Origin of the sequence: Arthrobacter sp. StoSoilB5, assembly GCF_019977235.1 — a bacterium.
Lineage (GTDB): Bacteria > Actinomycetota > Actinomycetes > Actinomycetales > Micrococcaceae > Arthrobacter.
Genome location: NZ_AP024646.1, coordinates 3759461 through 3786375 on the forward strand (window position 1 = coordinate 3759461; position 26915 = coordinate 3786375).

Genomic DNA, 26915 nt, shown 5'->3' on the forward strand with positions numbered 1-26915 from the left:
CCGGCTACTTGGAGTCCGCAGCCGAGGGATCGTTCTTAAGTGCCTTCTCGATGATCTGCTCGAGTTCCTCGGCGGTGCCCAAGTCGTGCGGGCGGACGACTGCATCTTCCGCCACGTAGTAAAACGCCGCGCTGACCTCCTCCAAGGGAACACCTTTCAACCGCGACCATGCGAGACGGTACACGGCCAACTGCACGGCCCTCGCTTCCAGCTGTTTGCCTGCAGGCCGGCGACCTGTCTTCCAGTCAATAAGTTGCCAGCGACCGTCGGCGTCGCGGAAAACGGCGTCGATGCGTCCTCGGACCACAACGTCACCGATCCTCGTTTCCACGGGTACTTCCACAAAAGCTGGAGCCCGGTGCGCCCACTCCGATTGCTTGAACGCTTCAACCATGTGATCCAAGCCGTACGCTTCGTCGATATGGGCATCCGAGCCAGGTGCTTCGTCGATGTCCAACATGCCGGTCGTTCCGAAGTACTCCTCCACCCAGGCATGGAAGGCTGTGCCCTTTCGCGCCGAAATGCCTGGTTCCCGGGGCACTGGTCGGCGGAGCTGGGCCAGCACGGCTGCAGGATCCATGCCAAGGTCAACGAAGAGGGACGCCGAGATGTGGCTGGGCAAGTGCACGTCCTGATGGAGCTTTCCCTGCCGACGGCGATCCAATAGCAACTGCGCTTCGTGTGACCATCGCCCCGAGATGCCCGTGAGTTCTTGCGATGATGCTTGAGAAGCGGATTCCTCCATGAATTCGAGCACTCTGGCAGCAGCCCGGTCCATGGCGATTCGACGGCCGGGAACGAGCCTAAGCCGGGCTCCTGTCCGGGGATCGGCCGGGCCTTCGAGCGGATCATACGGAAATTGGGCCACTTCCAGCGTAGTAGTGAGCGGGCTGTTTTCCGGCAGTGCTTCTTCGGCTACCGACTCGGGATGCACCAGGGCGCTCGCCTCGGCACTGACCGCGGCTTCGCCGGAGGAAGAAACTCCCGCGAGTGGCGCCAGCTCGGACAGGAACGACGACATCCCCGCCATGCCTGACCTCGACCCGTTCCACGCGGAACTGGAAACACACAAAACAAACTTCGCCCGCGTGTAGGCGACGTACGCAAGCCTGCGCTCTTCAGCTTCGCCGTGATGTTGAACGTCGGATTTGAAATCCTTCTCTGCGTCCAGCCAACCCTTTTGATCGTGGTGGTCCAGATCCCATTGCGGCAGATCGGCGCGGTCACCCCGCAACGGCCAAGGCAACGCAGCCGCGCCACTGCTCCAACGTGAGTCCCTGTTGCTCGGGAAGGAGCCCGCGTTGAGCCCGGGGACAAAGACGACGTCCCATTCAAGCCCTTTGGAAGCGTGCACTGTCAAGAGTTGGACAGCTTCCCGGTTGGTTTCCAAGGGGGCAATGTCCAGGCCGCCCTCTTCGGAGGCCGCGGCTTCCAGCCAGGAGAGGAATGCAAGGAGATCGATCCGCTGGGAGGTCTGCAGGAACCCGGCGGCCGCGTCCTGGAAGGCATCCAGGTTTCGGCGTGCCTGATGGATGCTAACGCCAGGCTTTGCTGCTACCTCGATATCGAGCAACATGGCACGTTCCACCTCACCGAGCAAGGTTGTCAGATCATCCCCGATGTAGGTTCGGAGAGAGCGCAGTTCCTCCGACAACCTCGTTAATCGTTCCAAGGCAGAAAGGCTCAACGTCCTTCCATGTCCGGAGGTCCAACCCGGGCGGGGCAGGAAGTCCAGGGCTTCCACGAGGCTTGCGGCATCAGTGATGTCGCTTTCCACCACCACTGCAGCCGGTTCTTCGTCGGCGAGCTCAAGAGCGCTGCCAGCGCCTGACCTCCTTCTGGCCAGGAAACGGGACCAATCGTTGAAGGCCATGAGGTCTGCAGGCCCAATCCGCCATCGGGCTCCTGCCAGAAGCCGCATCAACGCATCGGAACGGCCTGGATCAGCCAGAACCCGCAGCGTTGCCACCAGGTCCACAATCTCAGGTGTGTCCAACAAACCGCCGAGGCCAACGATCTCATAGGGAATTCCTTGAAGTTCGAATTCCCGCCGGAGGCATTCCATCTGCGCACGCCGCCGGCACAGTACCGCCATGGTTGGCTTGACCGGGGTACCGTCGTTCTCTTCCTCGAAGACAGTCCTCTGGTAACGCCGGATGTCCCGGGCGATAACGCCGGCCTCGTCTTCGTCAGTGCTGAATCGAGCGATGACAACGCTGCCTTCCGCGGCCACCGGACTCGGCACCAAGGGTGGAACACTCACGTTGCTTGCAGTGCCTCGCTCCCCTGCCGGCCCCTCGGAAGCGGCCGCCTTGTTCAAGGGTGCGGCAATCGTGTTTGCAGCTTGGAGAATGTTCCTGCCGTTGCGCCAAGCCGTGGTCAAGTACGACGTTGGCGCCACAGAATAGTCATCACCGCCTGATGCTGGATCGTTGTGCCTTACGGGGAACTCCTGCACAAAGTGGAAGAGCTGGCCAGCCGAGGCGCCGCGAAATCCGTAAATGGATTGGTTGGGGTCCCCCACAGCGGTGACGGCATGGCCGCGGCCGAAAAGGCGCGAAAACAAGACAAGCTGAGCATGCGAGGTGTCCTGGAACTCGTCCAGCAGCACCACCTTGTAGCGTGCCCGCTCAGTGGCCGCGGCCAACGGAATTTCACTGGCAATACGCGCCGCGAGTGCAACGAGGTCCCCGAAATCCAGCACTCCCTTTTGCCGCTTGGCTTGCTGGTAACGGACCACCATGTCTGCGACGCTGGCCCTGGTCCGCAGCATCGCCGCGAGCTCCCCCGCTGCCTGAGTGGGGTTCTTCTTTGCACCGGCCACGTAAGGGAGCTGCTCGAAGGTCTGAACGCGTTCCAGCACCCAGTCCCGGACGGCGCCCGGGTCCTGCAAGTGTTCGGCGCACTCGCCAGCGAGCTGGATGACAGCATTGACAAGCGTCGACTTTGCTGCGGTGAAATGCTCATATTCGCCGTCATAAGCCTCCACCACCTCGCTTGCCAACTGCCACGACTGTGCACCACCCAGCAGGACGACGTCCCGCTCGATCCCCAATCTCAATCCGTAGTCCGAAACAATTCCGCTGGCGTAGGAATGATAAGTAGACACCTTGGGCTCGAGGTCGTCGGCGCCCAGAAGCCCGTCAGGAAAGCCGATGCTGCCATCGTCCTCTCCGGCGATCCGCTGGAGAGTGGCCAGTTTGGCCCGGATCCTGCCAGCAAGCTCGCCAGCGGCTTTACGGGTGAAAGTCACGCCTAGGACTTCCTCGGGCCGGACCCAACCATTGGCAACAAGCCAAACCACGCGGTCGGCCATCGTGGCCGTCTTCCCCGACCCTGCGCCGGCAATCACAAGGCGTGGCGTGAGCGAGGAAGCGATGATGCTTGCCTGTTCTGCTGTGGGATGGTTCTTTTCGCCAAGGATGTCTGCCAACTCCGATGGGGAGAACCTGGGAGCAGGTAGCGCGGACTCCGCGTCCAGGATTCCGGCTTCGCCCTGTTCAGTTCCTTCAACGTGTGCGGATCCTTCAAGAAGATCGGTACTCATTCAGTGACCTGCTTTCCTCTGGCGCACAGTGGGCAAATATCGGGCAGACGGCAGCCATGTCCGCCGTGTCCCCCCTTGCTCGGATCGTGCCTGGCTTCGAACGTTGCACCAGCCATCAGTTCCGCGGCTTCGTTGACCAAAGCCTCTGCCCAGTTGTCATCAGGCTCCAGTGGATCCTGCTGTTGAACTCCTGGGCTCTTGGTCTTGGTTCCCAGCTGTGCGAGGACGGCTCCACCCGGAACCCGGCGCACGGCATCCCCAAACGCGCCGGCATCCTCAAGCGCACCGGCATCCTCAAACGCACCTTTGAGCACCGCTGCCTGGTACGCCCCCAGCTGGGGGTGCCTGGCTACCTCGGACTTGCCTGGCTGGCGTTTCCCGGTCTTGAGATCGACGATTACCAGGCGACCTTCGGCGTCGAGTTCCAGCCGGTCAACCTGTCCGCGAAGCACGGCGTGTCGAGTGGCATCTGAATCGTCCACAACCGAATCCAGAGGTGTGGAACGTAGCTGGACGTCGGGGAGTTGCACTTCGAAGTCGTGCTCCACCGCGAGCAGGCTCCTGCCTTCGCTGCGCATGATGAGTACGTACTGAGCCAACTTACGGACCATCAGTTCAGCGCGCTGGTAATCGAGCTTCCCTTCCCAGTTGTCCTTCATGCCAAGGGTGGGCCACCGGCGAACGAGTTCCGCAACGTACTGCGCACCTGAGGCGTCCGGCAATTCCTGCGCAATGGTGTGGACCAGCGTGCCCAGGCTCCGTGCGAAGTCAGTGGCGGCCTCGCCCCCGGCCGCCTGAACAAACCAGTCGAGCGGGGACTTGTGGACAGCCTCCACCTTGGATGGCGATACCGACACGGTGCCTCCCGGCGGGACAACGGCTTCCCGGGAGCTCAAGGGTGCCAAACCCCACCACGTATCCGGATGGGCCCCGGGCACAGGTGGATCAACAGAGGCGAGCCGGGCCAGCACACGTGCTGCTTCCTGCGCGGTCCGCGATGGCTCGTTGGCGTCCGGGTCCTCAGCCTGGGCATGCTGTCTCAACTCGGCAACCAAGGCGCGCAGAGTCATGGGACGATCCACCGGCGTGTAGTCCCGCCTGTACTCGCCGGGAGCCAAAGGTGCCACGTAGTCCAGGAAGGCCGAAGGTTGTTCGTCCTCTGAGGAGACAGCAGTACAGATAAGGACCTCCCGGGCCCGTGAGACCGCAGTGGAGAAACTCCTCAGTTCGTCGTACCGGATGTCCCTTAGCCTGCTCAGGGGGCCACGTCCCAGCGCATGCTCAACTCCGTGCTCCACGGCGTCAGCGAACAGTGTGCTGCCCAGGAGTTCCCCACGCAGGCGCGTGTTCGGCCAGACGCCTTCCTGGAGGCCGGCGACGATCACTACAGGCCATTCGCGGCCCGCAGCACTTGCCGGAGTCATGATTTCCACGCACTCCTCAAGCTGGGCCCTCGCCGCGAGGGTGTCCATAGGGAGTTCCTGGTTCAACAAGTAATCGAGGAACTGCTCCGGACCGGAGCCTGGCAGTTGATCCACGAAGCGTTCTGCCGTGTGGAACAGCGCCATCATGGCGTCAAGGTCGCGGTCCGCGCGGGCTCCGGCGCTTCCTCCTTCCAGCGCGGCGTCCGACCAGCGGGAAGCCAACCCCGTGGCGTGCCATAGCGCCCAAAGGACCGATTCCGCGTTGGCCCCAGGCGCAGCCGACGCGGCAGTGCCGGCAGCAATCATCCGGGCAAGCCGGCGGGCAGAGTTTCCTTCAATGCCCAGCGAAGCAAGCGCTCCCGGTTCAAGCAGCGCCTCCACCAGCAGAGCGTCGCTGGATCGTCCGCCGCCACCGAGCAGCTCCTCGCGACGGAGAGATTGACGGAGTCGGCGGAGCTCAATAGCGGATGCGCCGCCAATCCGCGAGGTCAGGAGGGAAACGGCAGTTTCAGGAGTGAGCTTTGCGGGATCAAGGACGACAGCGAAGGCCTCCAGGAGGGGCCGGACGGCCACCTCATCCCGGACCGCAGAATCCGCCACAGGAACCCGTACAGGGATTCCCTGCCCGCTGAGGTAGCGCTGGAGCTGCGAGATCAAGCCGCCGTTGCGGACGATGACAGCAATGTCACTGAAGTCGCGCCCCTCACGCAACTGAGTTTCCAAAATCCGCTGGGCCACATAGCGAAGCTCATGGACAGGAGAAGGCAGCACATGTCCTTCAACCCGCCCCTCCGGGCTGGTTGCCTGAACGGCGTCGAGGGACTCCTGCTGTTCCAGGCGCCTGGCCCTTTGGCCCCCGGATCGTTGTGAGATGCGTGCGGCAACCCTCGTCCAGGCCTGCGCTACCTCGGAGCGATGCCGGTGCGTAATCCACAGTGGCCGTTCAAGAACCCCGTGGCTTCCCGCCAGGAGCGAGGGAAGCTCAGCGACAAGGTCCGGCCGCGCCCCGCGAAAGCCCTGCACCACAGTGTCAGGCGAATATGTGACTACAGTGTCCTTGCCCTCTGCAATATCGGCCAGGAGCTCAAACACAGCCGGATTGGATTCCTGTGCATCATCCACGAGGATCAGCTGCAGGCGTTCACGCTCGGCAGCCAGGAAAGCAGGCGAGTCCTGAAAAATCTGCCGTGCGGTAGTGATGATGCCTGCGGGATCGAAGGCCTCGGGCATTCGGAGGTCCAAAACGTCCCGGTACTCGCTGTACAGCTCGGCCGCCGCCATCCAATCGGGCCGCCCACATTCGTAGGCGAGGCCAACCAAGTCCTCTGCAGTGCGGCCAGACTCGATGATGCGATCAAACAATTGGCGGATCTCGTGGCGGAATCCCCGGGTGGGCAGTGCTGCGGAAAGGTCCTCTGGCCAGGGCAACTGGTGCCCGGGGCGGGAGTGGCCTTCCAGCAACTCTTTGATGATCAGATCCTGTTCCGGGCCGGACAGGAGCTTGGGTGGTCGTGGCAGCGGCAAGACGCCTTCCGCTTTAGCGCGCCGGATGACGTCGAAAGCGTAAGACGCCCAGGTGCGGGCCGGCGTCGTACTGAGGCTTCTGTCCAGGCGACCGGTGAAGGTGTCCCGCAAGGCGGCCGCGGCGTGGCGCCCTGGAGCGAGAATAAGTATCCGTTCAGGATCCACCGCGTCTTCATTTACCCGCCGGACTGCTGATTCGACCAGCACTGTGGACTTTCCGGTGCCCGGGCCTCCGGGGACCAGGACCGGCCCGCCTCCCTGCCTGACTGAAACAACCGCACGTTGGTCCGGAGACAGGTCAGGTGCCGCGTAGTGGATCTCGCGCGGCGGAAGCAAGCGAAGGGCTGCCGGGGCTTGGCGGGTTCTGGTAGCTGTTGCGGTCACACAGTCATTTCATCATCGGGCACCGACAAAATATGGAGCTGACGCTCCAACTGGTCCGAGATCACATCAATAAGATCGAAATCAGCATCAGTTGGCGCCCATCGCGCGGTGCCGAGGTCCACGCGCCAACGGCCCTCACCTGTCCGCAGGAATGCCTCAAAGGCACCGTGCAGTGGGGTGGATTCCTGCACGTAGTGGCGCAACGCCTCTGCCTCGTGGCCCGGCGGGGCATCGCCGCTTGCCCGCAGGACCCGCCACCACGCTACGGAACTGCCGTAGTGGCTCATCACGGCGCCCACCTGCCTGGGTCCGCCAGCTCCAAGGAGTTCTGCGACGTCACCATATGACACGGCCGTGCCGGGCGGAACAAGGTCCACAACGGCCAGCACCGCCGTCACATACTCCATCCGCATGTGATCAGCGTAGCCGCAGGAGTGTCGTCCCCAGTACTGTCGGGGCCAGCCGGTAGCGTGAAACCATGAGCTCCTGGAACACCCTCCCCCGCGCTGCCTTCGACCTCGAAACCACCGGGAAGAATTCCCGTTCTGCCCGCATCGTCACTGCTTCAATCACTGTGGTGGATGCGCACGGACAGCTCATCAAAGAGCATGAATGGCTGGCGGATCCCGGCGTCGAGATTCCTTTGGAGGCCAGCGAGGTGCACGGGGTGACCACGGAAAAAGCCCGGGCCGAAGGCCGCCCGGCGGCCGAGGTCACCCGCGAGGTAGCGGCCGTTCTACAGGAATTGTTCGACGACCACACTCCAGTCATTGCTTTCAACGCCAGCTACGACTTCACGGTGCTCGCTGCCGAGTCAGCACGGCACGGTGTCCCGCAACTCACCCGTTTCCCGGTATTGGACCCCTACGTGATGAACAAGCAGGTGGACCGGTACCGCAAGGGCAAGCGGACGTTGACCGCTTTATGCGAGGAATATGGCGTGAGCCTGGACAACGCCCACACCTCCGCTGCCGACGCCTTGGCGACTCTGCGCGTCCTGGATGCCATGGCTGGCAAATTCCCCAAGTTGCAGATGCCTGCGTCCAAGCTGCACCATTTGCAGGTGGACTGGGCCGCATCCCAAGCGGCCGACTTCCAGCAGTATCTGCGGCGAAGCAAGCCTACGGCTGTGATCGAGGGCGAGTGGCCCGTCCTGCCACCCGAGGATGCCAGCCGCGGCGGCTTCTGAGGCAGCTCCAGCTCCAAAAGAGCCGCGGTTGGGATGCAAGTCACAAGAATTTTGGGAACCTGCCAGCACATACGTCTTGCGCGCGGATTCCGCCCCTGCACCCTAGCCCGGAATAGTTCCGCGAGCCCAGCATTGATGCCGGAACTTTGTTCGGAAAAAATGAGCCAGAGCAATCACTTCTTCGATTCACCGTGCTTCGGCGGGCTGGTGACATAATTAAGTTTGGCGGGTTGAAGTCTGCTAGGGCAGCCATCCCCATTCTTGTTGCCACGTTCCCCGCCCACCGCGAAACGTCTCTGTGACCCGATGAAAGTGATTTCTTCATGAAATTCAAAGCCCTCAAGTGGCTGTCTGCTGCTCCCGTAGCCGCGGCCCTGGTGATCTCCCTGGCAGCATGCGGAGGAGGAACCTCCCAGCCCAGCGGTTCGCCCACCGATGCCCTGGCCGGCAGCGACCAACAGACGCTGGACAAGTACACCACCGCGGACGTCACGGCGCTGGACAAGATCGACAAGTCCAAGCTGGGCCTCGTCACTGATGGCACCCTGCGTGTAGGCACCCTGTCCGATGCACCGCCGAACATCTTCATCGATCCTTCCGGCAAATTCACCGGTTATGACAACGAGCTCCTGCGCGCCATCGGCGACAAGCTTGGCCTGAAGGTGGAGTTCGCATCGACCGACTTCTCCGCCCTGCTCTCGCAGGTAGCAAACAAGCAGTTCGACGTCGGATCCTCCTCGATCTCCACCACGGACGCCCGTCGCAAGACAGTCGGCTTCACCAACGGCTACGACTTTGGCTACATGGCTGTTGTGACCAAGAACGACGCCAAGGTCACGGGCTTCGCCGACCTCAAGGAAGGCGTCCGGATCGGCGTCGTCCAGGGCACCGTTCAGGATGACTATGTCACCAACACACTCAAGCTCGAGCCCGTGCGTTTCCCTGACTACAACACCGTTTATGGCAACGTGAAGAACGGTCAGATCGACGCCTGGGTGGCCCCCTCCCAGCAGGCTTCCGGCCAGGTCAAGGACGGCGACGGCACCAAGATCGCCGAAAAGGTTGTCAACACGCAGAACTTCACGGCTTACGCCGTGAACAAGGACAATCAGCCCCTCCTCGATGCCCTGAATGCCGGGCTGGACGCGGTCATTGCTGACGGTACGTGGACCAAGCTCACCTCCGAGTGGTACACCGATCGTCCTACAGCGGCCGAGCAGACTCCGCAGGGCTGGAAGCCGGGCAGCAAGGCCGTCCAGATCCCGGCCAAGTAACCCGGGCGTTCCATGGATATCCTCAAGCAACTAGCTGACACCTTCCTTGACTGGAAGGCGATGGGCGAAGTCATTCCCAAGATGTTCGCTGTCGGCCTGCCGAACACCCTGGTGCTCGCTGTCATTTCGGGCATCATCGGGACCCTGCTGGGCATGGCCCTGGCCCTGATGGGGATCTCCCGGAACGCCGCAGCCCGATGGATTGCACGCATCTACACGGACGTCCTCCGCGGACTTCCGCCCGTGCTGACCATTCTGGTCATCGGATTCGGCTTCGGCCCCATCATCCGTGAACTGACGGGCTCCACAAGCCCGTACCCGATGGCCATCGCCGCACTGTCTTTGATGTCGGGTGCCTACATCGGTGAGATCTTCCGCTCAGGTATCCAGAGCGTGGATAAGGGACAGCTCGAAGCATCCCGCGCCTTGGGGTTCGGCTACGGCGCTTCCATGCGGCTGGTAGTGGTTCCCCAAGGCATCCGTCGGGTGCTTCCTGCCCTGGTCAACCAATTCATTGCCCTGATCAAGGAGTCCTCACTCGTCTTCCTCCTGGGCCTGCTGGCCACGGAGCGGGAGATCTTCCAGATCGGCAAGGACGCGGCTGCAACCAGCGGCAACCTCTCACCGTACGTTGCTGCGGCCATCTTCTACCTGGTACTCACAATCCCGCTTACGCACTTTGTGAACTGGATTGATGCCCGCTTCCGTTCAGGCCGGCCGGAAAAGAAGGAACCGGACGACGCCGCGGCGGTCGTCGGGAAGGGAGCCCACGCATGAGTGAATTTTCATCTGGCACGTTGACGGCAAAGAACATCCATTTGTCGTTCGGCACCAACCATGTCCTGCGGGGCATCGACCTGCACGTTGAGAAGGGCACCACGGCTTCCGTGATCGGCCCCTCGGGTTCAGGCAAGTCAACGCTCCTTCGCGTGATGAACCGACTCATCGAGCCGGATCAGGGCGACATCCTGCTGGATGGCCGTTCAGTCCTCAAGGACAACCCCGACGAACTTCGGCGTCGGATCGGCATGGTGTTCCAGCAGTTCAATCTCTTCCCTCACAAGACCGTGGCCGAGAACATTTCCCTGGCACTGCGAAAGATCCGCGGAATGTCCAAGGAACAGGCGCGTGACGAGGCGTTGGCCCAATTGGACCTGGTCGGCCTCAAGCACAGGGCCGATGCCCGCCCCGCCAACCTTTCCGGCGGCCAGCAGCAGCGCGTAGCCATTGCCCGTGCGCTGGCGATGAAGCCCGAGGTCATGTTCTTCGACGAGGCCACTTCTGCTCTGGATCCGGAACTCGTCAAGGGCGTCCTGGCCCTGATGACCGATCTCGCACAGGGTGGCATGACCATGGTGGTGGTAACCCATGAGATGGGCTTCTCCCGCAATGTCTCAGACGTCGTGACGTTCATGGACGCTGGCGTAGTCGTGGAATCCGGTCCCCCGGAGCAGCTCTTCAACAGCCCCCGGACGGAACGGCTCCAGGGCTTCCTCTCGGACGTCCTCTAGGCCACAGCTCCTCCAGGGAACCACAGCGCAGAAATACAGCAGACCCCGCCTCCAGACAACCGCCCTCAGGGGTGGACAGTCCGGTAGGCGGGGTCTTCTGCATTCAGCTCACCAGCTCTAAGGCACCAGCCAGTCTCCGCGACTCAGGCTTATTTACCGGACTTGACCGACAGCACTGTCAAAGCCGCGGCATCCACCTTGTGGCGGAAAGCTGGGTCGGACTGCGCTTTCTGCAGGACGGCTTCATACATGGACGGGATGCTTCCGGGGTCGGCGCACACGAGCATCGTGCCACCGGCTCCGAAGAAGTTGATGGCACGGTCAGGGGCCGGCCAAGGCTCCAATTGTGCTGCACTACAGACGTCGTCCGAAAGGATAATGCCCTTGAAGCCGGCGTCCTCGCGAAGCATCTGCCCCATAACCACGGGCGAGAACGGCGCAATGTTGGCTGGGTCGATTTGGTCATAGTACGCATTGGACACCATGACCCATTGCACGCCGTTCGTGATGGCTGTGCGGAATGGCTCCAGGGCGGGATCGTTCCGCGTGGTCTTGGTGTCCCTGACGTTACGGCTGACATCGGTGTTGGGCACTACCCTGCCGAGGCCCGGGAAGTGTTTCACAACGGGCGCGACCCCCGCGTCCCTCATGCCTTGGGCAAAAGCGTTTCCCAGCTCAGAAACTTGGCCCGGACTATATCCGTACTGCCGTTGGAACTGCCCGATGGGCGCGTTGGATGGCGCGAATTCAGGGCTCGTCACAGCATCAAGGACGGGGGCCAGATTGACATTGACGCCGGCGCTACGGAGTTCCTTCCCCCAAACGGTGGCGTCTGCCCGCAGCTTCGCGGGACCAGCTCCCGTTTGCACTAAAGCTGCGGGAATCGTGGAGAAACCTGGACCAGCCAGAACCTGGACGTATCCACCTTCCTGGTCCGTGGCCACGAAGAGAGGCAGCCCACCGGTAGTTTCGGCGGAAACCTTCCCGGTCAGGGAGGCCACTACGGCAGCTGTGGCCTCTGCCCCGGCCTTGCTGCGACCACTCAGGTAAACGTTGCCCGCGTGGTATTTGGAGAGGGCTTCCATCGTGCCCGGTTCCGCACCGGTGGCCTTGGCAGCAACCATGAACAGCTGCCCTACGCGTTGCTCGAGGCTTAGCTTGGCAAGCTGTTGTTGCGCCGTGGACAAGGCTTGAGGGGTAGGCGCTGTCGAGGGGGTCCGGGATTCCCGGGGTTCGTTTGACGCCTGAGTGGTGGACGTGCTTGGAACAGGGGTGCTCGTCGGCGAGGGGGTACTTGCCGTCGGCGAAACCGGCGAAGATGTTGGGTCCGCGGTTCCACTGCCACTTGAGCAGCCAGACACCATGGTGACCACGATTCCGGCCGCTGCGGCGCACAAGCCAAGGGATGCAATTGTTTGGATGGAGCGCATGGTAAACCGTGAATTCGTTGGGGTTGGGTTTCCATTACGAGCCTACCCCGGGGAGGCGCAGTGCCCCAGCCAGCTTGTAGCAGCAGGCCAAGGCACTGCGTTGTCCTTGCCTTATGCGGTCGCCGACTTATGCGATCGCCGACTTATGCGATCGCCGCGGCTGCGGCCTTCGCAGCAGCAGGGAGTGCGTCAACGATCCTGTTCATAGCAGCGTCATCATGTGCCGCGGAAAGGAACCACGCCTCGAAGACCGACGGCGGCAGATAGACGCCGGAGTCCAGCATCGAGTGGAAGAACGGTGCGTAACGGTAGGCTTGCTGGCCTTGGGCGTCGTCGTAGTTGTGCACACCCCGGGCAGAAGTGCCGAAGGCAACGGAGAACAGGTTCCCCGCACGCTGGATGGAGTGGTCCACGCCTTCGGCATCCAGCGCCGAGGACAAAGCGGCGGAGAGCTCCAGCGAGCGGGCGTCGACATAGGCGTAGACGTCGGGTGTCGCATGGGTCAGTGTTGCCACGCCAGCAGCCATGGCCACGGGGTTTCCTGACAAAGTGCCGGCTTGGTACACCGGGCCCACGGGCGCGAGGTAATCCATCACATCCGCGCGTCCGCCAAGAGCCGCCGTCGGCATTCCGCCGCCGATGACCTTGCCGAAGGTGAGCAGGTCCGGGGCCCACCCTTCCTGGCGGCCTGTGAGTCCCCAGTAGCCGGCGTAGCCGGTACGGAAGCCTGTGAGGACTTCATCGAGGATGAGGAGGGCACCGTGTTCCTTGGTGATGCGCGACAGTCCGGCGTTAAATCCCTCGCCCGGGGTGACGACGCCCATGTTTGCCGGGGCAGCTTCGGTGATCACGGCCGCGATGTTGTTGCCGTGCGTGGCGAACGCAGCTTCGACGGCAGCGAGGTCGTTGTAAGGCAAAACGAGGGTCTCAGCGGCAGTGGCCGCCGTGACGCCGGCCGAACCAGGGAGAGCCAGCGTAGCAACGCCGGAACCTGCGGCTGCCAGCAGCCCGTCCAGGTGGCCGTGGTAGCACCCCGCAAACTTGATGATCAGGTTGCGCCCGGTAAAGCCGCGGGCGAGGCGAACCGCCGTCATTGTGGCCTCTGTGCCCGTGGACACCATGCGCAGGCGTTCGACGGCGGACACCCGCTCCTTAACGATCTCGGCAAGGTTGGCCTCGTCCGGGGTGGACGCACCGAAAGACAAGCCGCGATCCACCGCTGCGTGCACGGCGTCGAGCACGGCCGGGTGGGCATGACCGAGCAGTGCCGGGCCCCAGGAGCAGACGAGGTCCACGTATTCCCTGCCATCGGCGTCTGTGAGGTAGGCGCCCTTGGCCGAAACCATGAACTTCGGGGTTCCGCCCACGGATCCAAAGGCGCGTACCGGGGAGTTCACTCCGCCGGGCATCAGGGACCGGGCACGGTCGAAAAGCTGGTCGGACACAGGGGTGTTTGAAGTCATGGTTCCTATTCTTTCAGTCATTCAGAAGCGTCTTTGGTGATTCAGAAGCGCCGCTATGGGGCGTCCGCCAGCAGCTGCGCTACCCGTGGAGCAACTTCCGTGCCGAAAAGTTCGATGCAGCGCATCATGGATCGGTGCGGCAGCGTGCCGTTGCTGTATTTGAGATCGAAGCGGTCCACGCCGAGGTTGCGCTTGAGCAGGACGATCTTTTGGGCCACAGTCTCGGGAGAACCCACATACAGGGCGCCCTCCGGTCCGCACATGGCATCGAATTCCGCCCGGTTTCCCGGCCCCCAGCCGCGCTCGGCCCCGATTCTGTTGCGTTGCTCCAGCCAATGCGGGAAGAGTTCCTCCCGGGCAGCCTGGTCTGTGTCTGCAATGAAACCCGGCGAGTGGGTGGCGATCTGTCGCATGGGGTGCCCGTATTTTGCCATCGCCTCGCGGTAAAGATTCACGAGCGGAGCAAACCGCCGAGGCTCTCCCCCAATGATCGCGAAGATGATGGGATAGCCGTACTCCGCGCACCGCAAAACGGACTCAGGCGTCCCACCCACACCGATCCATGCCGGCAGCAAATGATGCTGTAAGCGTGGATAGACCTGGAGTCCGCTGATGCTGGGCCGCGTCCGCCCTTCCCAGTGAACCGGCTTCTGGGCCCGTACTTGGTCGAACAGCTCAAGTTTTTCCTCGAACAGGACGTCGTAGTCCGCAAGGTCCAGGCCGAACAAGGGGAAGGACTCAATGAACGAGCCCCTGCCCAACATCACTTCTGCCCTCCCATTGGAGATTGCGTCAACGGTCGCGAAACGTTGGAAGACGCGGATCGGATCATCCGAGCTGAGGACCGTCACAGCCGAGCCAAGCCTGATCCGGGAGGTCGCTGCGGCAGCTGCCGCGAGGAAGACCTCAGGAGCAGACACAGCGAAATCGCGGCGGTGATGCTCTCCCACGCCAAAAGCGTGAATGCCCAGGGCGTCAGCCAGCTTTGCTTCCTCCAGCAGCTCGCGCAGCACCTGGGCGTGCTCCTTCGGATTTCCGTCGGCGTCGAGCCCTGCATCCCCGAAGGTGTTCAGGCCGAGCAGGATTTGGTTGGCCGCTACGGGCGCTGTGGGGTCCGCGGGAATTCCGGCTGCGGGCGGAAAGCTGGATTCGGAAGGCACGGCAGTCATCAGGACTCCTTCAGCCAGCCTGCCAGTTCGGAGGCCCAATAGGTCAGGACGGTATCCGCGCCGGCCCTCTTGATGCCCAGCACGGACTCGGTGATGGCACCCCGCCGATCGATCCAGCCGTTGGCAGCAGCCGCTTCGATCATGGCGTACTCCCCCGAGATTTGGTAGGCCGAGACTGGCACCGGGCTCATGGCCGCAACGTCCGCGAGGATGTCCAGATAGCTCATGGCGGGCTTGACCATCACCATGTCGGCGCCTTCTTCGAGGTCCAATTCCACTTCGAGAATGGCTTCCCGACGGTTGGCTGCATCCATTTGGTACGTTCGGCGATCGCCCTTGAGCTGGGAGTCCACCGCTTCACGGAACGGACCATAGAAAGCTGAGGCGTACTTGGCCGCATACGCCAGGATGGCGGTATTTTTATGGCCCGAATCCTCCAAGGCCTGGCGGATGACGGCGATTTGTCCGTCCATCATGCCCGAAGGTCCCAGCACATGGGCGCCCGCCTCTGCCTGGGCCACGGCCATCTGGCCATAGATTTCCAAGGTGGCGTCGTTGTCCACATATCCGTCGGCATCCAAAACGCCGCAGTGTCCGTGGTCGGTGAATTCGTCCAGGCAAACGTCGCCCATGATGACCAGGTCATCGCCCACTTCAGCCTTGACGTCGCGGATGGCCTTGTTCAGGACACCTTCAGGGTCCAGGGAGGCCGTGCCCCGGGCGTCGCGAACCTCCGGCACGCCGAACAGCATGATGCCGCCTACGCCAAGTTCCACAGCTTCCGCAGCGGCACGCTTAAGCGTCTCAGTGGTGTGCTGGACGACGCCGGGCATCGAACTGATCGGGCTGGGCTCGCTGAGGCCCTCCCGGATGAAGGCCGGAAGGATGAGGTCTGCCGGGGCGAGACGGATTTCTGCCGTAAGCCTGCGCATCGCCGGGGTGGTGCGCAAGCGGCGGGGACGGTGGTTCGGAAAGCTCATCTGGGGTTCCCTTCGTTGGCGAATACTGAATCCAGGGCGGCCGCGATGCCGTCCGGGGTAGGTTTTTTGGCGGTGGCTGCAACGGTGATGCCGAGCTGGGCGGCCTCTGCCGCCGTCGGACCCCCAATGGCTATGAACCGGCAACCGCCCAAGGGCACGAGGGTCTCCGCAATCCGGCGGGCGGCGCTCGGGGAAGCGGCCACGACGGCGTCCAGCGTCCCGGCGCCGATGGCGGCCCGCGCTTCTGCAGGGGTCATTTCCTGCAGCTGTGCGCCGCCGGAGGTCGCCTTGTGATCGGCACTGCCGGAACCCATACTGCCGGAAACCCCGACGACGGCGGGCAGTTCCGCTTCCAGGCGTCGTCCTGTGCGGGCCGGGTAGTCCACTGTGTGATAGGCAATCACGGACGTTACGTCAGCGCCCTTGCCGACCAATCCGTCCCGCAGGCCGGGAGTAGCGATATCGGCTTGCGGGAGGAGAACGCGCGCAGGAGCCGTCGGCCAGAGGGCGACGAGGCCTTCGGCGGATTGGAGGTCAGTGGGTGCCAGCGAGACTGTCAGTCCCACAGCTTCAAGTATCCCCCGTGACGATGGGCCAATCGTCGCCACCCGCGTCCCGGTGGGTACGAGTTTCGCGGGGATCGTGCCGCGCTGGGCGGCCTTTTCCAGCAGGACACGCACGGTGGTGATGCTGCTGATCACCACCCACTCAAAATAGCCAGCGGCGAGCTTGTCCAGGGCGGCGTCGAGGGAAGCCTGGTCCTCCGCCCGCTCGAAATCGATGAGGGGAAGCACCAGCGGCTGCGCTCCGAGGGAGTGCAGGAGCGAAACAAGCGGCCGGGCCCGGTCGGCGCTCCTGGTAATGAGGACGCGCCGACCTGCCAGGCCAGATGCGTGAGTCACATCAGGACGCTGCAAGATCCGCGATCTCCGCGGCACCGGCGGCGAGCAGAAGCTCCGCAACTTCAATGCCGAGCAACGTGGCACCAACTTCAGTCAGGCCATCGGTAGCCTTCTTCTCGCGTACGGTCTTGGTGCCGTCTACGGCGCAGACAACAGCTTCAAGGTGCAGCATGCTGCCCTTCCGGAAGGCGTGGGCGCCAACCGGTGCGGCGCAGCCAGCCTCGAGCCGGGCCAGTACGGCGCGTTCGGCTGTTACGGCAAGCCGGGTGTCGTCGTCGTTCAATGCGGCGAGAGCCTGGGCGAGAACGCTTTGGGAGCCTTCCAACTGCGGGGCGTCCTCCGTACGGCATTCGATCGCCAATGCGCCCTGGCCCGGGGCAGGCAACATGACATCCGTCTCGAAGAACTCACTCACGGTGTCCAGCCGGTCCATCCGTTCCAGGCCTGCAGCAGCCAGCACCACGGCGTCCAGGTCGCAGGACTTGCCGGGAACAACTTGGTCGGTGCCATTGCCGGGAAGTCCGGGGACGCGTCCCAGGCGCGTGTCCACGTTTCCGCGGATATCCAGCACCTCAATGTCCGGGCGTGCTGCACGGAGCTGCGCCGCACGGCGGGGCGAGCCCGTGCCGACCCTGGCGCCACCGGGCAACTCTGCAAGGGTGAGGCCATCACGGGCACACAGGACATCCCTGACGTCCACGCGCTTGGGGGTAGCGGCGATGCTCAGTCCGACCGCAGCCCCTGTGGGCAGGTCCTTCAAAGAATGAACAGCGACATCGCAGGTTTCAGCAAGCAAGGCATCCCGCAGGGCCGCCACAAAGACACCCGTGCCACCCATCTGCGACAGCGAGCCGGTCTTGACGTCGCCCTCGGTCTTGATGTGCACCAGCTCCACCGGGAAGCCACCAACAGCCGCCAGCTGATCGGCAGTCTGCTGGGTCTGGGTCAGCGCGAGCTTGCTGGCCCGGGTGCCGATGCGAATGGTCACTTGCTGGCCTCCGTAGAGGTGTAAGCGTCATGCCCAACACCGACAGTGGAGCCGACCTCGGCAATGACGGGCTTGGCACCGCGGAAGTTTTCGCAACAATTCGGGCGGCAGACATCGTACCAAGGACCCAGGTCAGTAGCGTGGGGGCGATCGGCGATGTTGTTCTCCACCGTGCGTTCACAGATCAGGTCAACCAGCCCGGAAACAAAGGCAGCATGCGTTCCCGGGGTGGGGACGCGCGTGGCTTCCATCTCCAGGTTCCTGCAGGTGTCCAGGGCTTCGGTGTCCAGGTCCCAGGCAACCTCCATATGGTCGCTGACGAAACCGAGGGGAACGATCACGACGCCTCGCACTCCTTGGGGGGCGATTTCTTCGAGGTGATCGTTAATGTCCGGTTCCAGCCATGGAATGTGCGGTGCGCCGGAGCGGGATTGGTACACAAGGTCCCAGGCCACGTTCGGGGCTACGACATCCATGATGGCCTTGGCGTTTGCCAGATGCTGGGCCGCGTACGCCGATCCTTCTGCGAACTCGCGTGGCTCGTCCTCGGACTTGCCGGCGGCCTCGGCATCGCGCGTAGGGATGGAGTGGGTGGCAAACAGGACACGGATCTTTGAGTCCGGATCTGCTTCGCCGGCGGCGGCCAGCTTGCCGCGGATCTCTTCAAGGCCCGCGGCGGTGCCCTCAAGGAACGGCTGAACAACGCCGGGGTGGTCGAAGTACTGGCGGATCTTGTCCACCTCGAGCTTGCCGTCCAGTCCTGTTTCGGTCAGGGCGATGCCAATGTCTTCACGGTACTGGCGGCAGCTGGAGTAGCAGGAGTAGATGCTGGTGGTGAGCATCAGGATCCGGCGGTGGCCGGCGTCGTAGGCGTCCTGCAGAACCGGCGCGATGTACGGGTCCCAGTTCCTGTTGCCCCACAGAACGGGAAGCTCGATGCCGCGCTTGGCCAGCTCAGCCTCGATCGCGGCCTTCAGTTCACGGTTCTGCTGGTTGATGGGGCTGATGCCCCCAAATGCACGGTAGTGGTGTGAGACCTCTTCAAGGCGCTCATCTGGGATGCCACGGCCCCGGGTGACGTTGCGAAGGAAGGGAATGACATCTTCCTGGCCTTCAGGACCTCCAAAGGATGCAAGCAGCACGGCATCGTACTGCTTTGCTTCCTGGCGACCGCGCTCGGTGACCTCATTGCCGGCCGTGGAAACGGCAATGCCACTCATGCGAGGACCTCTGCAATCTCGGCAGCGGTTACGCGGCGGCCGGTGTAGAAGGGGATTTCCTCACGGACGTGGTTGCGGGCATCGGTGGCACGCAGGTGGCGCATGAGGTCCACAAGGTCAACAAGTTCAGGCGCCTCGAGGCCAAGGATCCACTCCCAGTCACCCAGCGCGAACGAGGAAACGGTGTTGGAAATGACTTGCGGGAACTCCCGGCCCAGCAGTCCATGATCGCGCAGCATCTTTCCGCGTTCTTCGGCGGGAAGCAGGTACCACTCGTACGAGCGGACGAACGGGTAGACGCACAGCCAGGTGCTGGGCTCGACGCCGCGGGCATAGGCCGGGACGTGGCTCTTGGCAAACTCGGCTTCCCTGTGCACGCCCATCGCGGACCAGACGATCTCAGTGCCGGCAAAGAGCTTGCTGCGGCGAATGGAACGGACGGCTGACTGAAGGTCTTCCGGCTTGGGTCCGTGGAGCCACACCATGATGTCGGCGTCCGAGCGCATGGCGGAAACATCGTAGCTGCCCCTCAGGATCACGCCTTCTTTGGCGAGCTTCCCTTCAAGGGCTTCAAATTCCTGGGCAGCATCGCCGCTGCGCAGGACGTCGGCCGAGCGCTTGAAGACGGTCCAGAGCGTAAAGAACTGCTCTTCGGTTCCAGCAGTTTTAGTGACAGATTCGGCAGAAGTGTGGCTCATGGTTCAAGTTTGCCCCGTGCCAGCCGCTAAGTCGAAATGGATCACTTCTACAGGGCGTAGAAGTGACACAAATCACGAAATTGGGCGATCGCCAATGATTCCCTGAGCGAGCTGCGAACGCGTGTCCGCCACCACGGCGGCGAGGCCATTACCGGCCAGCCAGCCACCAACGACGGTGAGGCCATCAGCTGCGGCGCACAACTTCCGCACTTGAGCTACGCGCTGTTTATGACCGACGGCGGCGAACGGCAGGGCGCCTGCCCAGCGCACAACATCCCAATCGACAATGTCCGCCCGCGAAACCGGTACCGTCAGCAACGCCGAGGCGTCATCAAGCGCGGCTGCCAGCAATTCTTCATCTCCCATCACAAGATCCGGCGCTCCCCCTTCGGCATCCTCACGGCGGCCATAGGAAAGGCGCAGGACGTGCGTGCCCGGACCGGCTTCTTCCGCCAACCAATCCCATTTGGCGGTGGCATGCGTCAGGGCCTTCGCCTGGATCCCTGGCGTCTGGGGAGCTACGAGGATCCCGGTCCCACGGGGCCGGCCGTCCAATTCAGGAAGGTCAACAACCATCGTCACCAAGCTCACCAGAGGTCCTGCGGCAGGGCGTAGGCCGGACAGCTCCGGTATGGCCGTTTCCAGCAGCCCGACGGCAGCGGGGCCATCCAGGGCAACTACCAGCCGACCGGCGTCGTACGTGGTTTCACCGGCGGTGACCCGCCAACCGTTGCCCGTTTTCGAAACGTAGCCAACACGCTTTCCACTCAGCATTTCCACGCCGCGGTCCCGGAGATCCTTGACCAGCGCGGATACCAGTGTGTTCATGCCGCCCTTCAAACCCCCGACGGCGGAACCTGCCTTCGCGGGAGCGGAACCAGGGCCGGGGGCTGCTTTGCGCTGGGCAGCAACAGCCGCAGCCAGGGACCCGTGCTTCCGAAGCCCCGCGCGGAGGCCGGGGGCCACCATATCGACGTCCAACAGACCGGGATCGGCAGAGTGAACGCCACCCACCACCGGAGCAACCAGCCGCTCCAGGACTTTCTTCCCCATTCTGGCGCGGACCAGGGCAGACACGCTGGTGACCTCGGAGGATGTGCCAAGCGAGGCGGGCAGCCAACGGTCCAGAGAGGCGCGCACGGCGCCGGAAAGGCCAAGGGAACGCCTGACCTCGGCGTCCCAGGGGTTGGCAGGGATGCCAAGAACGCCAGTCTTGGGCAGCTCTTGGGGTCCGTCCGGAAGCTGCACCCACGCGCCGCCCGGGTGCGGGGAAACGATCCGGCTTTCCAGTCCGAGCTCGCGCGCGAGGTCCGCCACGGCGGTGGACCGCGTAGCAAACGACTCCGCGCCACTGTCCAAAGTCAATCCCGCTACCACGTGGCTTCCGACGCAACCACCCCAGGCATCATTTGCCTCAAGGATCGTCACCGACGTTCCAGCCATGGCCAGTTCCCTCGCTGCCAGTAGGCCGGACATACCGCCACCGACCACAACAGCGGTGGGTCCAGGCGCTGGGTGCGGCGTGACTGCTTCCTTCGCCTTGGCGTGTACGTTTCCCCCGCGCATGCGTCCTACTCTGCCGGGATGGAGTGGATGAGCTCCACAACACGCGTCAGGACGGCGGGGTCCGTCTCCGGGGGCACGCCATGGCCCAGGTTCAGGACATGGCCGGGAGCGTGCGAGCCAGCCGCGATAACCTCGCGGACATGCGCCTCGAGGACCTCCCAGGGGGCCGGAAGGAGGGCGGGGTCGATGTTGCCCTGGAGGGGAACCGTGCCGCCCAAGCGGCGGTTGGCCTCATCCAGGGGCAGCCTATAATCGACCCCCACAACGTCCACACCGACGTCCCGCATGGCGACAAGAAGCTCGGACGTGCCAGTACCGAAGTGCACCAGCGGAGCACCCAGCCCGCGCACGTGGTCAAGTGCCCGGGCGGATGCCGGAGCCACGTACTTGGTGTAATCAGCCAGGCCCAACGATCCCGCCCAAGAGTCAAAGAGCTGTCCAGCGGACGCCCCGGCCTCAAGCTGCGCCTGAAGGAACAACCCGGAAGCATCCGCGGCCCAATTGGCGAGGGCTGTCCAGGTCTCGGGGTCCGCGTGCATCATGGTCCGCGGGCCGAGGTGGTCCCGCGAAGGCTTACCTTCCACCATGTAGGCCGCGAGCGTAAACGGCGCGCCGGCGAACCCGATCAGTGGAGTCTTGCCCAGTTCAGCCACCGTCAAGCGGACCGCTTCGCGAATGGGTTCCAGTGCCTCCCACGTTAGCTCGGGAAGGGCTGCAACATCAGCGGCAGTCCGGACCGGCTTATCCAGGACAGGACCGACGCCGGGGACGATATCCACGCCGACGCCCGCGAGCTTCAGCGGTATGACGATGTCAGAGAAGAAGATGGCCGCATCCACATCATGGCGGCGAACCGGCTGCAGGGTGATCTCGGCGGCAAGTTCGGGACGCAGGCAGGAGTCGAGCATGGCGACGCCCTCGCGTACCTTAAGGTATTCCGGCAGGGACCTACCGGCTTGGCGCATGAACCATACAGGCCTGCGAGAGGGCTTGCCGCCCCGGTAGGCAGTGATGAGCGGGGAGTCCGAAGTACGGCCGTCCATCAACGGGTGATTCGCGTCAAGTTTGCCGGCAGGGTGGCCTGCGGGGGCGTTGGTGGCCGTACTATTGGATGCTGCCGCGCTAGAAGTCATGCCTTTGATTGTGCCGAAAATCCGGGCCAAAAGATAACGACAGGCTGTCACGTAGCGCCCCTTCAAGGGGTTGCGTGGCGGGGATCACGGAACCGCGTGTGAATTCCCACTGCGGCACATTGTTCTACCGGGCTGCGAAAAAGCTATGATTGGGGTGCTGTGGTTCTTTTCTCATTGGTGGCTACACACGCCGACATCGACCTCGAAACCGTTGCTCAGCTGAGCAACGGTTCCTCTGAGCTTGCCTCTTCGGCCCTCTCCGGATCTCCCTTGGTCTCCGGCGCCGTCGTCCTGGCAACCTGCAACCGCTATGAGATCTACGGCGAAACGGCCAACGGAGCAGGCCTCGAGGCCGCCCGTTCTGCCCTTGTTTCGCGGATCAGCGAATTGAGCGGCCTCAACGAGCAACTCGTTTCCCGCTCCTTCAGCACCCACACGGGACCTGACGTCACACGGCACCTCTTCGCTGTTAGCGCCGGCTTGGATTCCGCCGTGGTTGGGGAACGCGAAATCGCCGGGCAGGTCCGCCGGGCCTTGATTACGGCCCAGCAGGAAGGCACTGCGAGTTCCGGACTCGTCCGGCTCTTCCAGGCTGCATCCAAGACCGCAAAAGATGTTGGCGCCCAGACGGCCCTTGGATCACGCGGCCTTTCCATCGTCTCCGTAGCCCTGGATCTGGCAACGGACCTCTCTGACAGCGATGACTGGTCGGCCAAGAAGGTCGTTGTCTTCGGAACTGGCGCCTATGCCGGTGCCACGATGTCACTGCTCCGTGAACGCGGTTGCACCGATATTTCCGTCTACTCCTCCTCCGGCCGCGCCGAGGGTTTCGTGGCCACCCGTGGTGGCAGGGCGCTCGACGCCGATAGTCTCCCGTCAGCGGTGTCCGCAGCCGACGTCATGATCGGTTGCAGCGGTTCGGATACCCGCGTTGAAGCTGAGGATCTCGCCCGGGTCAGGGCGAATTCCGGTAAGCCGCTCATCGCGATCGATCTTGCGCTCACCCACGACTTCGACCCCGCTGTGGGCGAGCTCGACGGCGTCGAACTCCTCACCCTTGAGTCTGTGCGTCTGGCTGCACCCCAGGAACAGGCAGAATCGTTGTCCCATGCCAGCGAGATAGTCAACGGCGCGGCAACGGCGTTTGAATCGGAACGCGAATCCCGGTCCGTCGACTCCGCTATCGTTGCCCTCCGGCGCCACACCATGAACGTACTGGACGCGGAAATGGAGAAGGTCCGCGCCCGCCACGGTTGCACCGCTGCCGCCGAAGAGGTGGAATTTGCGCTGCGCCGGATGGTCAAGCAACTCCTCCATATTCCTACCGTGCGCGCCCGCGAACTCGCGGCCAACGGGCAACAGGACGATTACGTAGCCGCTTTGGAAGCCCTGTACGGCATCCAGGTGGAGCAGCCCCAGGCTCCGGCTGCTGCGGAATGCCCCGTGGACCACGAGCAACTCCGCTCCGAAAGCGCCTAGCCACCCCAAGTCAGCTGAAGGCGTTGACTCCTGTGAGTTCGGCAGATACCTGCCAGAGCCTCGTGGCATCGCCCGGATCAATCGCGTGGCCGTCCACGCCCTGGTACCGGGCGAGTGGCGAATTCTTGTCCGTGGGCTTGGCGATGTCGCAATCCTCGCAGTAAACGCCGCCCTTGCCATTCAAGGCCGGCGATGTGGCTGCCCACACCGATGTAGCTGCACCTTGCGCAGGGGTTTTGAAGCCCTCCCTCAAGTTTCCTTCAGCGTCCATCCAGCCCGCCGCGACCATTTCCTCGTGCGGCAAATGCCGCTGCAGTTCGGTCATGATCCCGCCGGGGTGGACAGCGAACGCCCGTACCCCGGAAGCCCGGCCCAGCCGGTCCAGTTCCACGGCAAAGAGCGCATTGGCTGTCTTGGCCTGGCCATAGGCCTGCCATTTGTCGTAGCCGGAATCGAAGTTGATGTCATCAAAACGGATGCGCGACAGCTTGTGACCGGTGGACGAGAGGGACACAACGCGCGCATTCCCAGCGGCTGCCAATGCCGGCCACAGCAGATTGGCCAAGGTGTAATGCCCCAGGTGGTTGGTGGCAAACTGCGCCTCCCACCCAGGCCCAACACGTTGCTCGGGGCTTGCCATGATCGCTGCATTGTTGATCAGGATGTCCAGGGTCGCGTGAGTGCGGAGGTATTGGGCGGCGAATTCCTTGACGCTTGCTTGATCCGCCAAATCCAGGAGCTCAACGTCTACGGAACCCGCAACCCCTGTGGCAGCGAGCCCGGCCTCGGCCACAATTTCCTGGGCGTGCTGCAGCCTGCGCGCCGGGACAATGACACGGGCGCCTGCAGAGGAAAGGGCCTTCACGGTCTCCAGCCCCAGCCCGGAATATCCGCCTGTGACAATGGCGGTCTTCCCGGTCAGGTCAATGCCGGAGATGACGTCCGAGGCAGTTGAGTAGTGCCCGAACCCCGAGCCGATGGGTTGCTGGGGAGTCACGCTTGAATCTTCGCTCATGGTTGAGCTTCGCAGATTTGCCGCGTTCGCGGCAACGAACCCACGCACGGGCTGGGTCAGTAGACCGGTTTCTCCGGCTCGACGTCGCGAACCCAGGCGAGAATACCGCCGTCGAGATGGCTGACGCGTGTGTAGCCCGCCTTCTGTGCGGCCTCCAGGACCGCAGCAGAGCGCGTACCAGCCTTGCAGTGGAAGACTATGTCCTTGTCCTGCGGCAGCTCGACCCAGGCCTCGCCTGAGAGAATCCTCCCCTGCGGGATGAGGACCGAACCATCGATATTCACGATGCTGTGCTCGCCGGACTCGCGGACATCCACCAATTCAAAGTCGCGTTCACCCGACTCCCGCTCGGCCAACATCCGTGCAAGGTCCTTGGCAGTGACCGTGTGCTCCTGGTCAGTGGCCGCAGCCGGAGTCACACCGCAGAATGCCTCGTAATCCACGAGTTCCGTGATGGGCTCCGCTTCCGGATCCTTGGAGACCTTGATCTCGCGCCAGCTGCCGCCCAGGGCGTCGAACAGCGCTACGCGGCCAAGCAAGGAACGGCCGACGCCGGTAATCAACTTGACTGCCTCCGTCACCATGAGGGATCCAACGGCGGCGCACAACATGCCAAAGACTCCGCCCTCACCGCATGAGGGCACTGAGCCGGCTGGCGGGGCTTCCGGGTAGAGATCACGGTATGTGGGGCCGTGCTCGGCCCAGAAGACGCTGACCTGCCCGTCGAAGCGGAAGATTGAGCCCCAAACGTACGGCTTGCCGAGAATCGCGGCGGCGTCGTTGACCAGGTAGCGGGTAGCAAAGTTGTCCGCGCCGTCCAGGATGAGATCGTAATCGGCAAACAGTTCCAAGGCATTCGAGGAGTCAAGGCGGACGTTGTGCAGGACCACGTTCACCAACGGGTTGAGCTCCGCAATGGCGTTCCGCGCAGATTCGGTTTTCGGGGTGCCAACGTCCTTGACGCCATGGATGACCTGCCGCTGCAGGTTGCTGAGGTCAACGTCGTCGTCATCGACTATGCCGAGAGTTCCTACGCCGGCCGCGGCGAGGTACAACAAAGCTGGGGATCCCAGGCCGCCAGCGCCTATGACAAGAACTTTCGCATTCTTAAGCCTGCGTTGGCCCAGAGCGCCGATTTCCGGAATGATGAGATGCCGGGAGTACCGTTCCACCTCGGCCGGCGTTAGTGCGGCGGCCGGTTCAACGAGGGGTGGCAGGACAGCGGGCGCGGGGTGGGCAGCAAGAATTGAGGCCATACCCCAATGTATGCCTGCCGATGCCGCCCGGTCATATTACCCACCGGTACAGTGGTCATAACTGCAAAGGAAAGGCGGCAGACTGTGGCTGACGGCACACGGGCAAACGATGGGGCACCAGCGAAGCAAGAACGGACTGGTTCAACGCGTTCAGCAAGGTTGCCGCGAGACGAGCGCCGCGCACAGTTGCTAAACGCCGCTTTGGAGGTTTTCGTATCCAACGGCTTCCATGGTGCCGCCATGGACGAAATCGCCGAGACCGCGCATGTGAGCAAGCCGGTCCTGTATCAGCATTTCCCTTCCAAACGCGAGCTCTACATGGCGTTGCTGGACAGCCATCTGGCGACGCTGACCGATTTGATGCTCAATGCCCTGAATTCCACCACGGACAATAAAGAGCGCGTGAAGGCAGTCATGCGGGCCTACTACAGGTTCATTGCCGACGACGACCAAGCCCACCGCCTGGTTTTCGAGTCTGACCTCATTAACGACCCCGATGTCAGCTCGCGCTTGGAGACTTTCAACAAAACGTTCGCCGACGCAGTGGCCCACGTCATCGCCGAGGACACCAAGCTTCCCCCTTTGGAAGCACAGCTCCTGGGCCGCGGACTGGCAGGAATGGCGCAGGTCAGCGCCCGCTACTGGCTCGAAACCGATGGAAATCTCGACCTCGATGTAGCCAGTGATCTGATCTATCGTTTAGCTTGGCGCGGAATCAGTCGATTCCCCAAAGAGTCCTAGGCTACAAATAGAGGACTGACTT

Annotated in this window: 21 protein-coding genes; 6 read left to right on the plus strand and 15 right to left on the minus strand. The window is 63.1% G+C overall.

All coding sequences use genetic code 11. The annotated features are described in order from the left end of the window. Positions 1–4: 4 nt before the first annotated feature. From LDN75_RS16955 to LDN75_RS16965, 3 genes are read right to left on the minus strand one after another with little or no spacing between them, the layout of a single operon-like run. Positions 5–3547, minus strand: a complete 3543-nt coding sequence (locus LDN75_RS16955; protein ID WP_223933683.1) for an ATP-dependent DNA helicase — start codon at positions 3545–3547, stop codon at positions 5–7. Continuing rightward, a complete protein-coding gene (locus LDN75_RS16960) occupies positions 3544–6879 on the minus strand; it encodes an ATP-dependent DNA helicase (RefSeq protein ID WP_223933684.1) in 3336 nt (1111 codons plus the stop codon). The genes LDN75_RS16955 and LDN75_RS16960 overlap by 4 nt, the downstream gene beginning before the upstream one ends. Then, a complete protein-coding gene (locus LDN75_RS16965; protein ID WP_223933685.1) occupies positions 6876–7292 on the minus strand; it encodes an MGMT family protein in 417 nt (138 codons plus the stop codon). Before LDN75_RS16965 ends, LDN75_RS16960 begins: the two co-directional genes overlap by 4 nt. A gap of 65 nt (positions 7293–7357) precedes the next feature. On the opposite strand from LDN75_RS16965, the gene LDN75_RS16970 reads away from it, so the two are divergent. From LDN75_RS16970 to LDN75_RS16985, 4 genes are all read left to right on the plus strand, one after another. Further along, the gene (locus LDN75_RS16970; RefSeq protein ID WP_223933687.1) at positions 7358–8068 is read left to right on the plus strand and encodes a 3'-5' exonuclease; all 711 of its coding nucleotides are present in this window, start codon (positions 7358–7360) and stop codon (positions 8066–8068) included. A gap of 323 nt (positions 8069–8391) precedes the next feature. Further along, complete coding sequence (locus LDN75_RS16975) at positions 8392–9342, plus strand: ABC transporter substrate-binding protein (RefSeq protein WP_223933689.1); 951 nt, start codon at positions 8392–8394, stop codon at positions 9340–9342. A gap of 12 nt (positions 9343–9354) precedes the next feature. Then, complete coding sequence (locus LDN75_RS16980; protein ID WP_223933691.1) at positions 9355–10119, plus strand: amino acid ABC transporter permease; 765 nt, start codon at positions 9355–9357, stop codon at positions 10117–10119. Then, complete coding sequence (locus tag LDN75_RS16985) at positions 10116–10853, plus strand: amino acid ABC transporter ATP-binding protein (RefSeq protein ID WP_223933692.1); 738 nt, start codon at positions 10116–10118, stop codon at positions 10851–10853. Before LDN75_RS16980 ends, LDN75_RS16985 begins: the two co-directional genes overlap by 4 nt. A gap of 149 nt (positions 10854–11002) precedes the next feature. On the opposite strand, the gene LDN75_RS16990 is transcribed toward LDN75_RS16985, so the two are convergent. From LDN75_RS16990 to hemE, 10 genes are all read right to left on the minus strand, one after another. Then, positions 11003–12283, minus strand: coding sequence for a glycoside hydrolase family 3 N-terminal domain-containing protein (locus LDN75_RS16990; RefSeq protein ID WP_223933694.1), 1281 nt, complete (start codon positions 12281–12283; stop codon positions 11003–11005). A gap of 143 nt (positions 12284–12426) precedes the next feature. Next, positions 12427–13746: a glutamate-1-semialdehyde 2,1-aminomutase gene (hemL, locus tag LDN75_RS16995; RefSeq protein WP_223933695.1), complete on the minus strand. Its 1320-nt coding sequence runs from the start codon at positions 13744–13746 to the stop codon at positions 12427–12429. Positions 13747–13799: 53 nt separating this feature from the next. Beyond that, complete coding sequence (locus LDN75_RS17000) at positions 13800–14915, minus strand: LLM class flavin-dependent oxidoreductase (RefSeq protein WP_223933697.1); 1116 nt, start codon at positions 14913–14915, stop codon at positions 13800–13802. Further along, positions 14915–15895 (minus strand): porphobilinogen synthase, encoded by a 981-nt coding sequence (hemB, locus tag LDN75_RS17005; protein ID WP_223933698.1) that lies wholly within the window; start codon positions 15893–15895, stop codon positions 14915–14917. The genes LDN75_RS17000 and hemB overlap by 1 nt, the downstream gene beginning before the upstream one ends. Then, a complete protein-coding gene (locus LDN75_RS17010) occupies positions 15892–16797 on the minus strand; it encodes a uroporphyrinogen-III synthase (RefSeq protein ID WP_223933700.1) in 906 nt (301 codons plus the stop codon). The genes hemB and LDN75_RS17010 overlap by 4 nt, the downstream gene beginning before the upstream one ends. Position 16798: 1 nt before the next feature. Beyond that, entirely contained in the window at positions 16799–17785 is a 987-nt protein-coding gene (gene hemC / locus LDN75_RS17015; protein WP_223933702.1) for a hydroxymethylbilane synthase, read from the minus strand. Continuing rightward, entirely contained in the window at positions 17782–19005 is a 1224-nt protein-coding gene (locus LDN75_RS17020) for a ferrochelatase (RefSeq protein ID WP_223933704.1), read from the minus strand. Before LDN75_RS17020 ends, hemC begins: the two co-directional genes overlap by 4 nt. Then, entirely contained in the window at positions 19002–19703 is a 702-nt protein-coding gene (gene hemQ / locus LDN75_RS17025) for a hydrogen peroxide-dependent heme synthase (protein ID WP_223933706.1), read from the minus strand. The genes LDN75_RS17020 and hemQ overlap by 4 nt, the downstream gene beginning before the upstream one ends. A 72-nt stretch (positions 19704–19775) precedes the next feature. Beyond that, positions 19776–21269, minus strand: a complete 1494-nt coding sequence (gene hemG, locus LDN75_RS17030) for a protoporphyrinogen oxidase (RefSeq protein ID WP_223933708.1) — start codon at positions 21267–21269, stop codon at positions 19776–19778. 5 nt (positions 21270–21274) lie between these two features. Further along, on the minus strand, positions 21275–22402 hold the full coding sequence (hemE, locus tag LDN75_RS17035) for a uroporphyrinogen decarboxylase (RefSeq protein WP_223933710.1): 1128 nt from the start codon (positions 22400–22402) through the stop codon (positions 21275–21277). A 159-nt stretch (positions 22403–22561) separates the two neighbouring features. On the opposite strand from hemE, the gene LDN75_RS17040 reads away from it, so the two are divergent. Further along, positions 22562–23881 (plus strand): glutamyl-tRNA reductase, encoded by a 1320-nt coding sequence (locus LDN75_RS17040; protein WP_223933711.1) that lies wholly within the window; start codon positions 22562–22564, stop codon positions 23879–23881. A gap of 10 nt (positions 23882–23891) precedes the next feature. On the opposite strand, the gene LDN75_RS17045 is transcribed toward LDN75_RS17040, so the two are convergent. Together LDN75_RS17045 and moeB are read right to left on the minus strand one after the other, a co-directional pair. Beyond that, positions 23892–24896, minus strand: a complete 1005-nt coding sequence (locus tag LDN75_RS17045) for an SDR family NAD(P)-dependent oxidoreductase (protein ID WP_223933713.1) — start codon at positions 24894–24896, stop codon at positions 23892–23894. 56 nt (positions 24897–24952) lie between these two features. Next, entirely contained in the window at positions 24953–26152 is a 1200-nt protein-coding gene (gene moeB / locus LDN75_RS17050) for a molybdopterin-synthase adenylyltransferase MoeB (protein ID WP_223933715.1), read from the minus strand. Between the two features lie 6 nt (positions 26153–26158). Here moeB and LDN75_RS17055 point away from each other — a divergent pair, with 6 nt between their 5' ends. Next, on the plus strand, positions 26159–26893 hold the full coding sequence (locus tag LDN75_RS17055; RefSeq protein ID WP_223933717.1) for a TetR/AcrR family transcriptional regulator: 735 nt from the start codon (positions 26159–26161) through the stop codon (positions 26891–26893). The last annotated feature ends 22 nt before the right edge of the window (positions 26894–26915 follow it).

Coding starts and splice junctions, on each gene's coding strand:
- hemQ (WP_223933706.1), bottom strand. CDS start 19,703: ATGAGCCACACTTCTGCCGAATCTGTCACTAAAACTGCTGGAACCGAA.
- LDN75_RS17020 (WP_223933704.1), bottom strand. CDS start 19,005: ATGAGTGGCATTGCCGTTTCCACGGCCGGCAATGAGGTCACCGAGCGC.
- moeB (WP_223933715.1), bottom strand. CDS start 26,152: ATGGCCTCAATTCTTGCTGCCCACCCCGCGCCCGCTGTCCTGCCACCC.
- LDN75_RS16975 (WP_223933689.1), top strand. CDS start 8,392: ATGAAATTCAAAGCCCTCAAGTGGCTGTCTGCTGCTCCCGTAGCCGCG.
- LDN75_RS17000 (WP_223933697.1), bottom strand. CDS start 14,915: ATGACTGCCGTGCCTTCCGAATCCAGCTTTCCGCCCGCAGCCGGAATT.
- hemB (WP_223933698.1), bottom strand. CDS start 15,895: ATGAGCTTTCCGAACCACCGTCCCCGCCGCTTGCGCACCACCCCGGCG.
- LDN75_RS16955 (WP_223933683.1), bottom strand. CDS start 3,547: ATGAGTACCGATCTTCTTGAAGGATCCGCACACGTTGAAGGAACTGAA.
- LDN75_RS16965 (WP_223933685.1), bottom strand. CDS start 7,292: ATGCGGATGGAGTATGTGACGGCGGTGCTGGCCGTTGTGGACCTTGTT.
- hemL (WP_223933695.1), bottom strand. CDS start 13,746: ATGACTTCAAACACCCCTGTGTCCGACCAGCTTTTCGACCGTGCCCGG.
- LDN75_RS16970 (WP_223933687.1), top strand. CDS start 7,358: ATGAGCTCCTGGAACACCCTCCCCCGCGCTGCCTTCGACCTCGAAACC.
- LDN75_RS16990 (WP_223933694.1), bottom strand. CDS start 12,283: ATGCGCTCCATCCAAACAATTGCATCCCTTGGCTTGTGCGCCGCAGCG.
- hemG (WP_223933708.1), bottom strand. CDS start 21,269: ATGCGCGGGGGAAACGTACACGCCAAGGCGAAGGAAGCAGTCACGCCG.
- LDN75_RS17045 (WP_223933713.1), bottom strand. CDS start 24,896: ATGAGCGAAGATTCAAGCGTGACTCCCCAGCAACCCATCGGCTCGGGG.
- LDN75_RS16985 (WP_223933692.1), top strand. CDS start 10,116: ATGAGTGAATTTTCATCTGGCACGTTGACGGCAAAGAACATCCATTTG.
- LDN75_RS16980 (WP_223933691.1), top strand. CDS start 9,355: ATGGATATCCTCAAGCAACTAGCTGACACCTTCCTTGACTGGAAGGCG.
- LDN75_RS17055 (WP_223933717.1), top strand. CDS start 26,159: ATGTATGCCTGCCGATGCCGCCCGGTCATATTACCCACCGGTACAGTG.
- hemE (WP_223933710.1), bottom strand. CDS start 22,402: ATGACTTCTAGCGCGGCAGCATCCAATAGTACGGCCACCAACGCCCCC.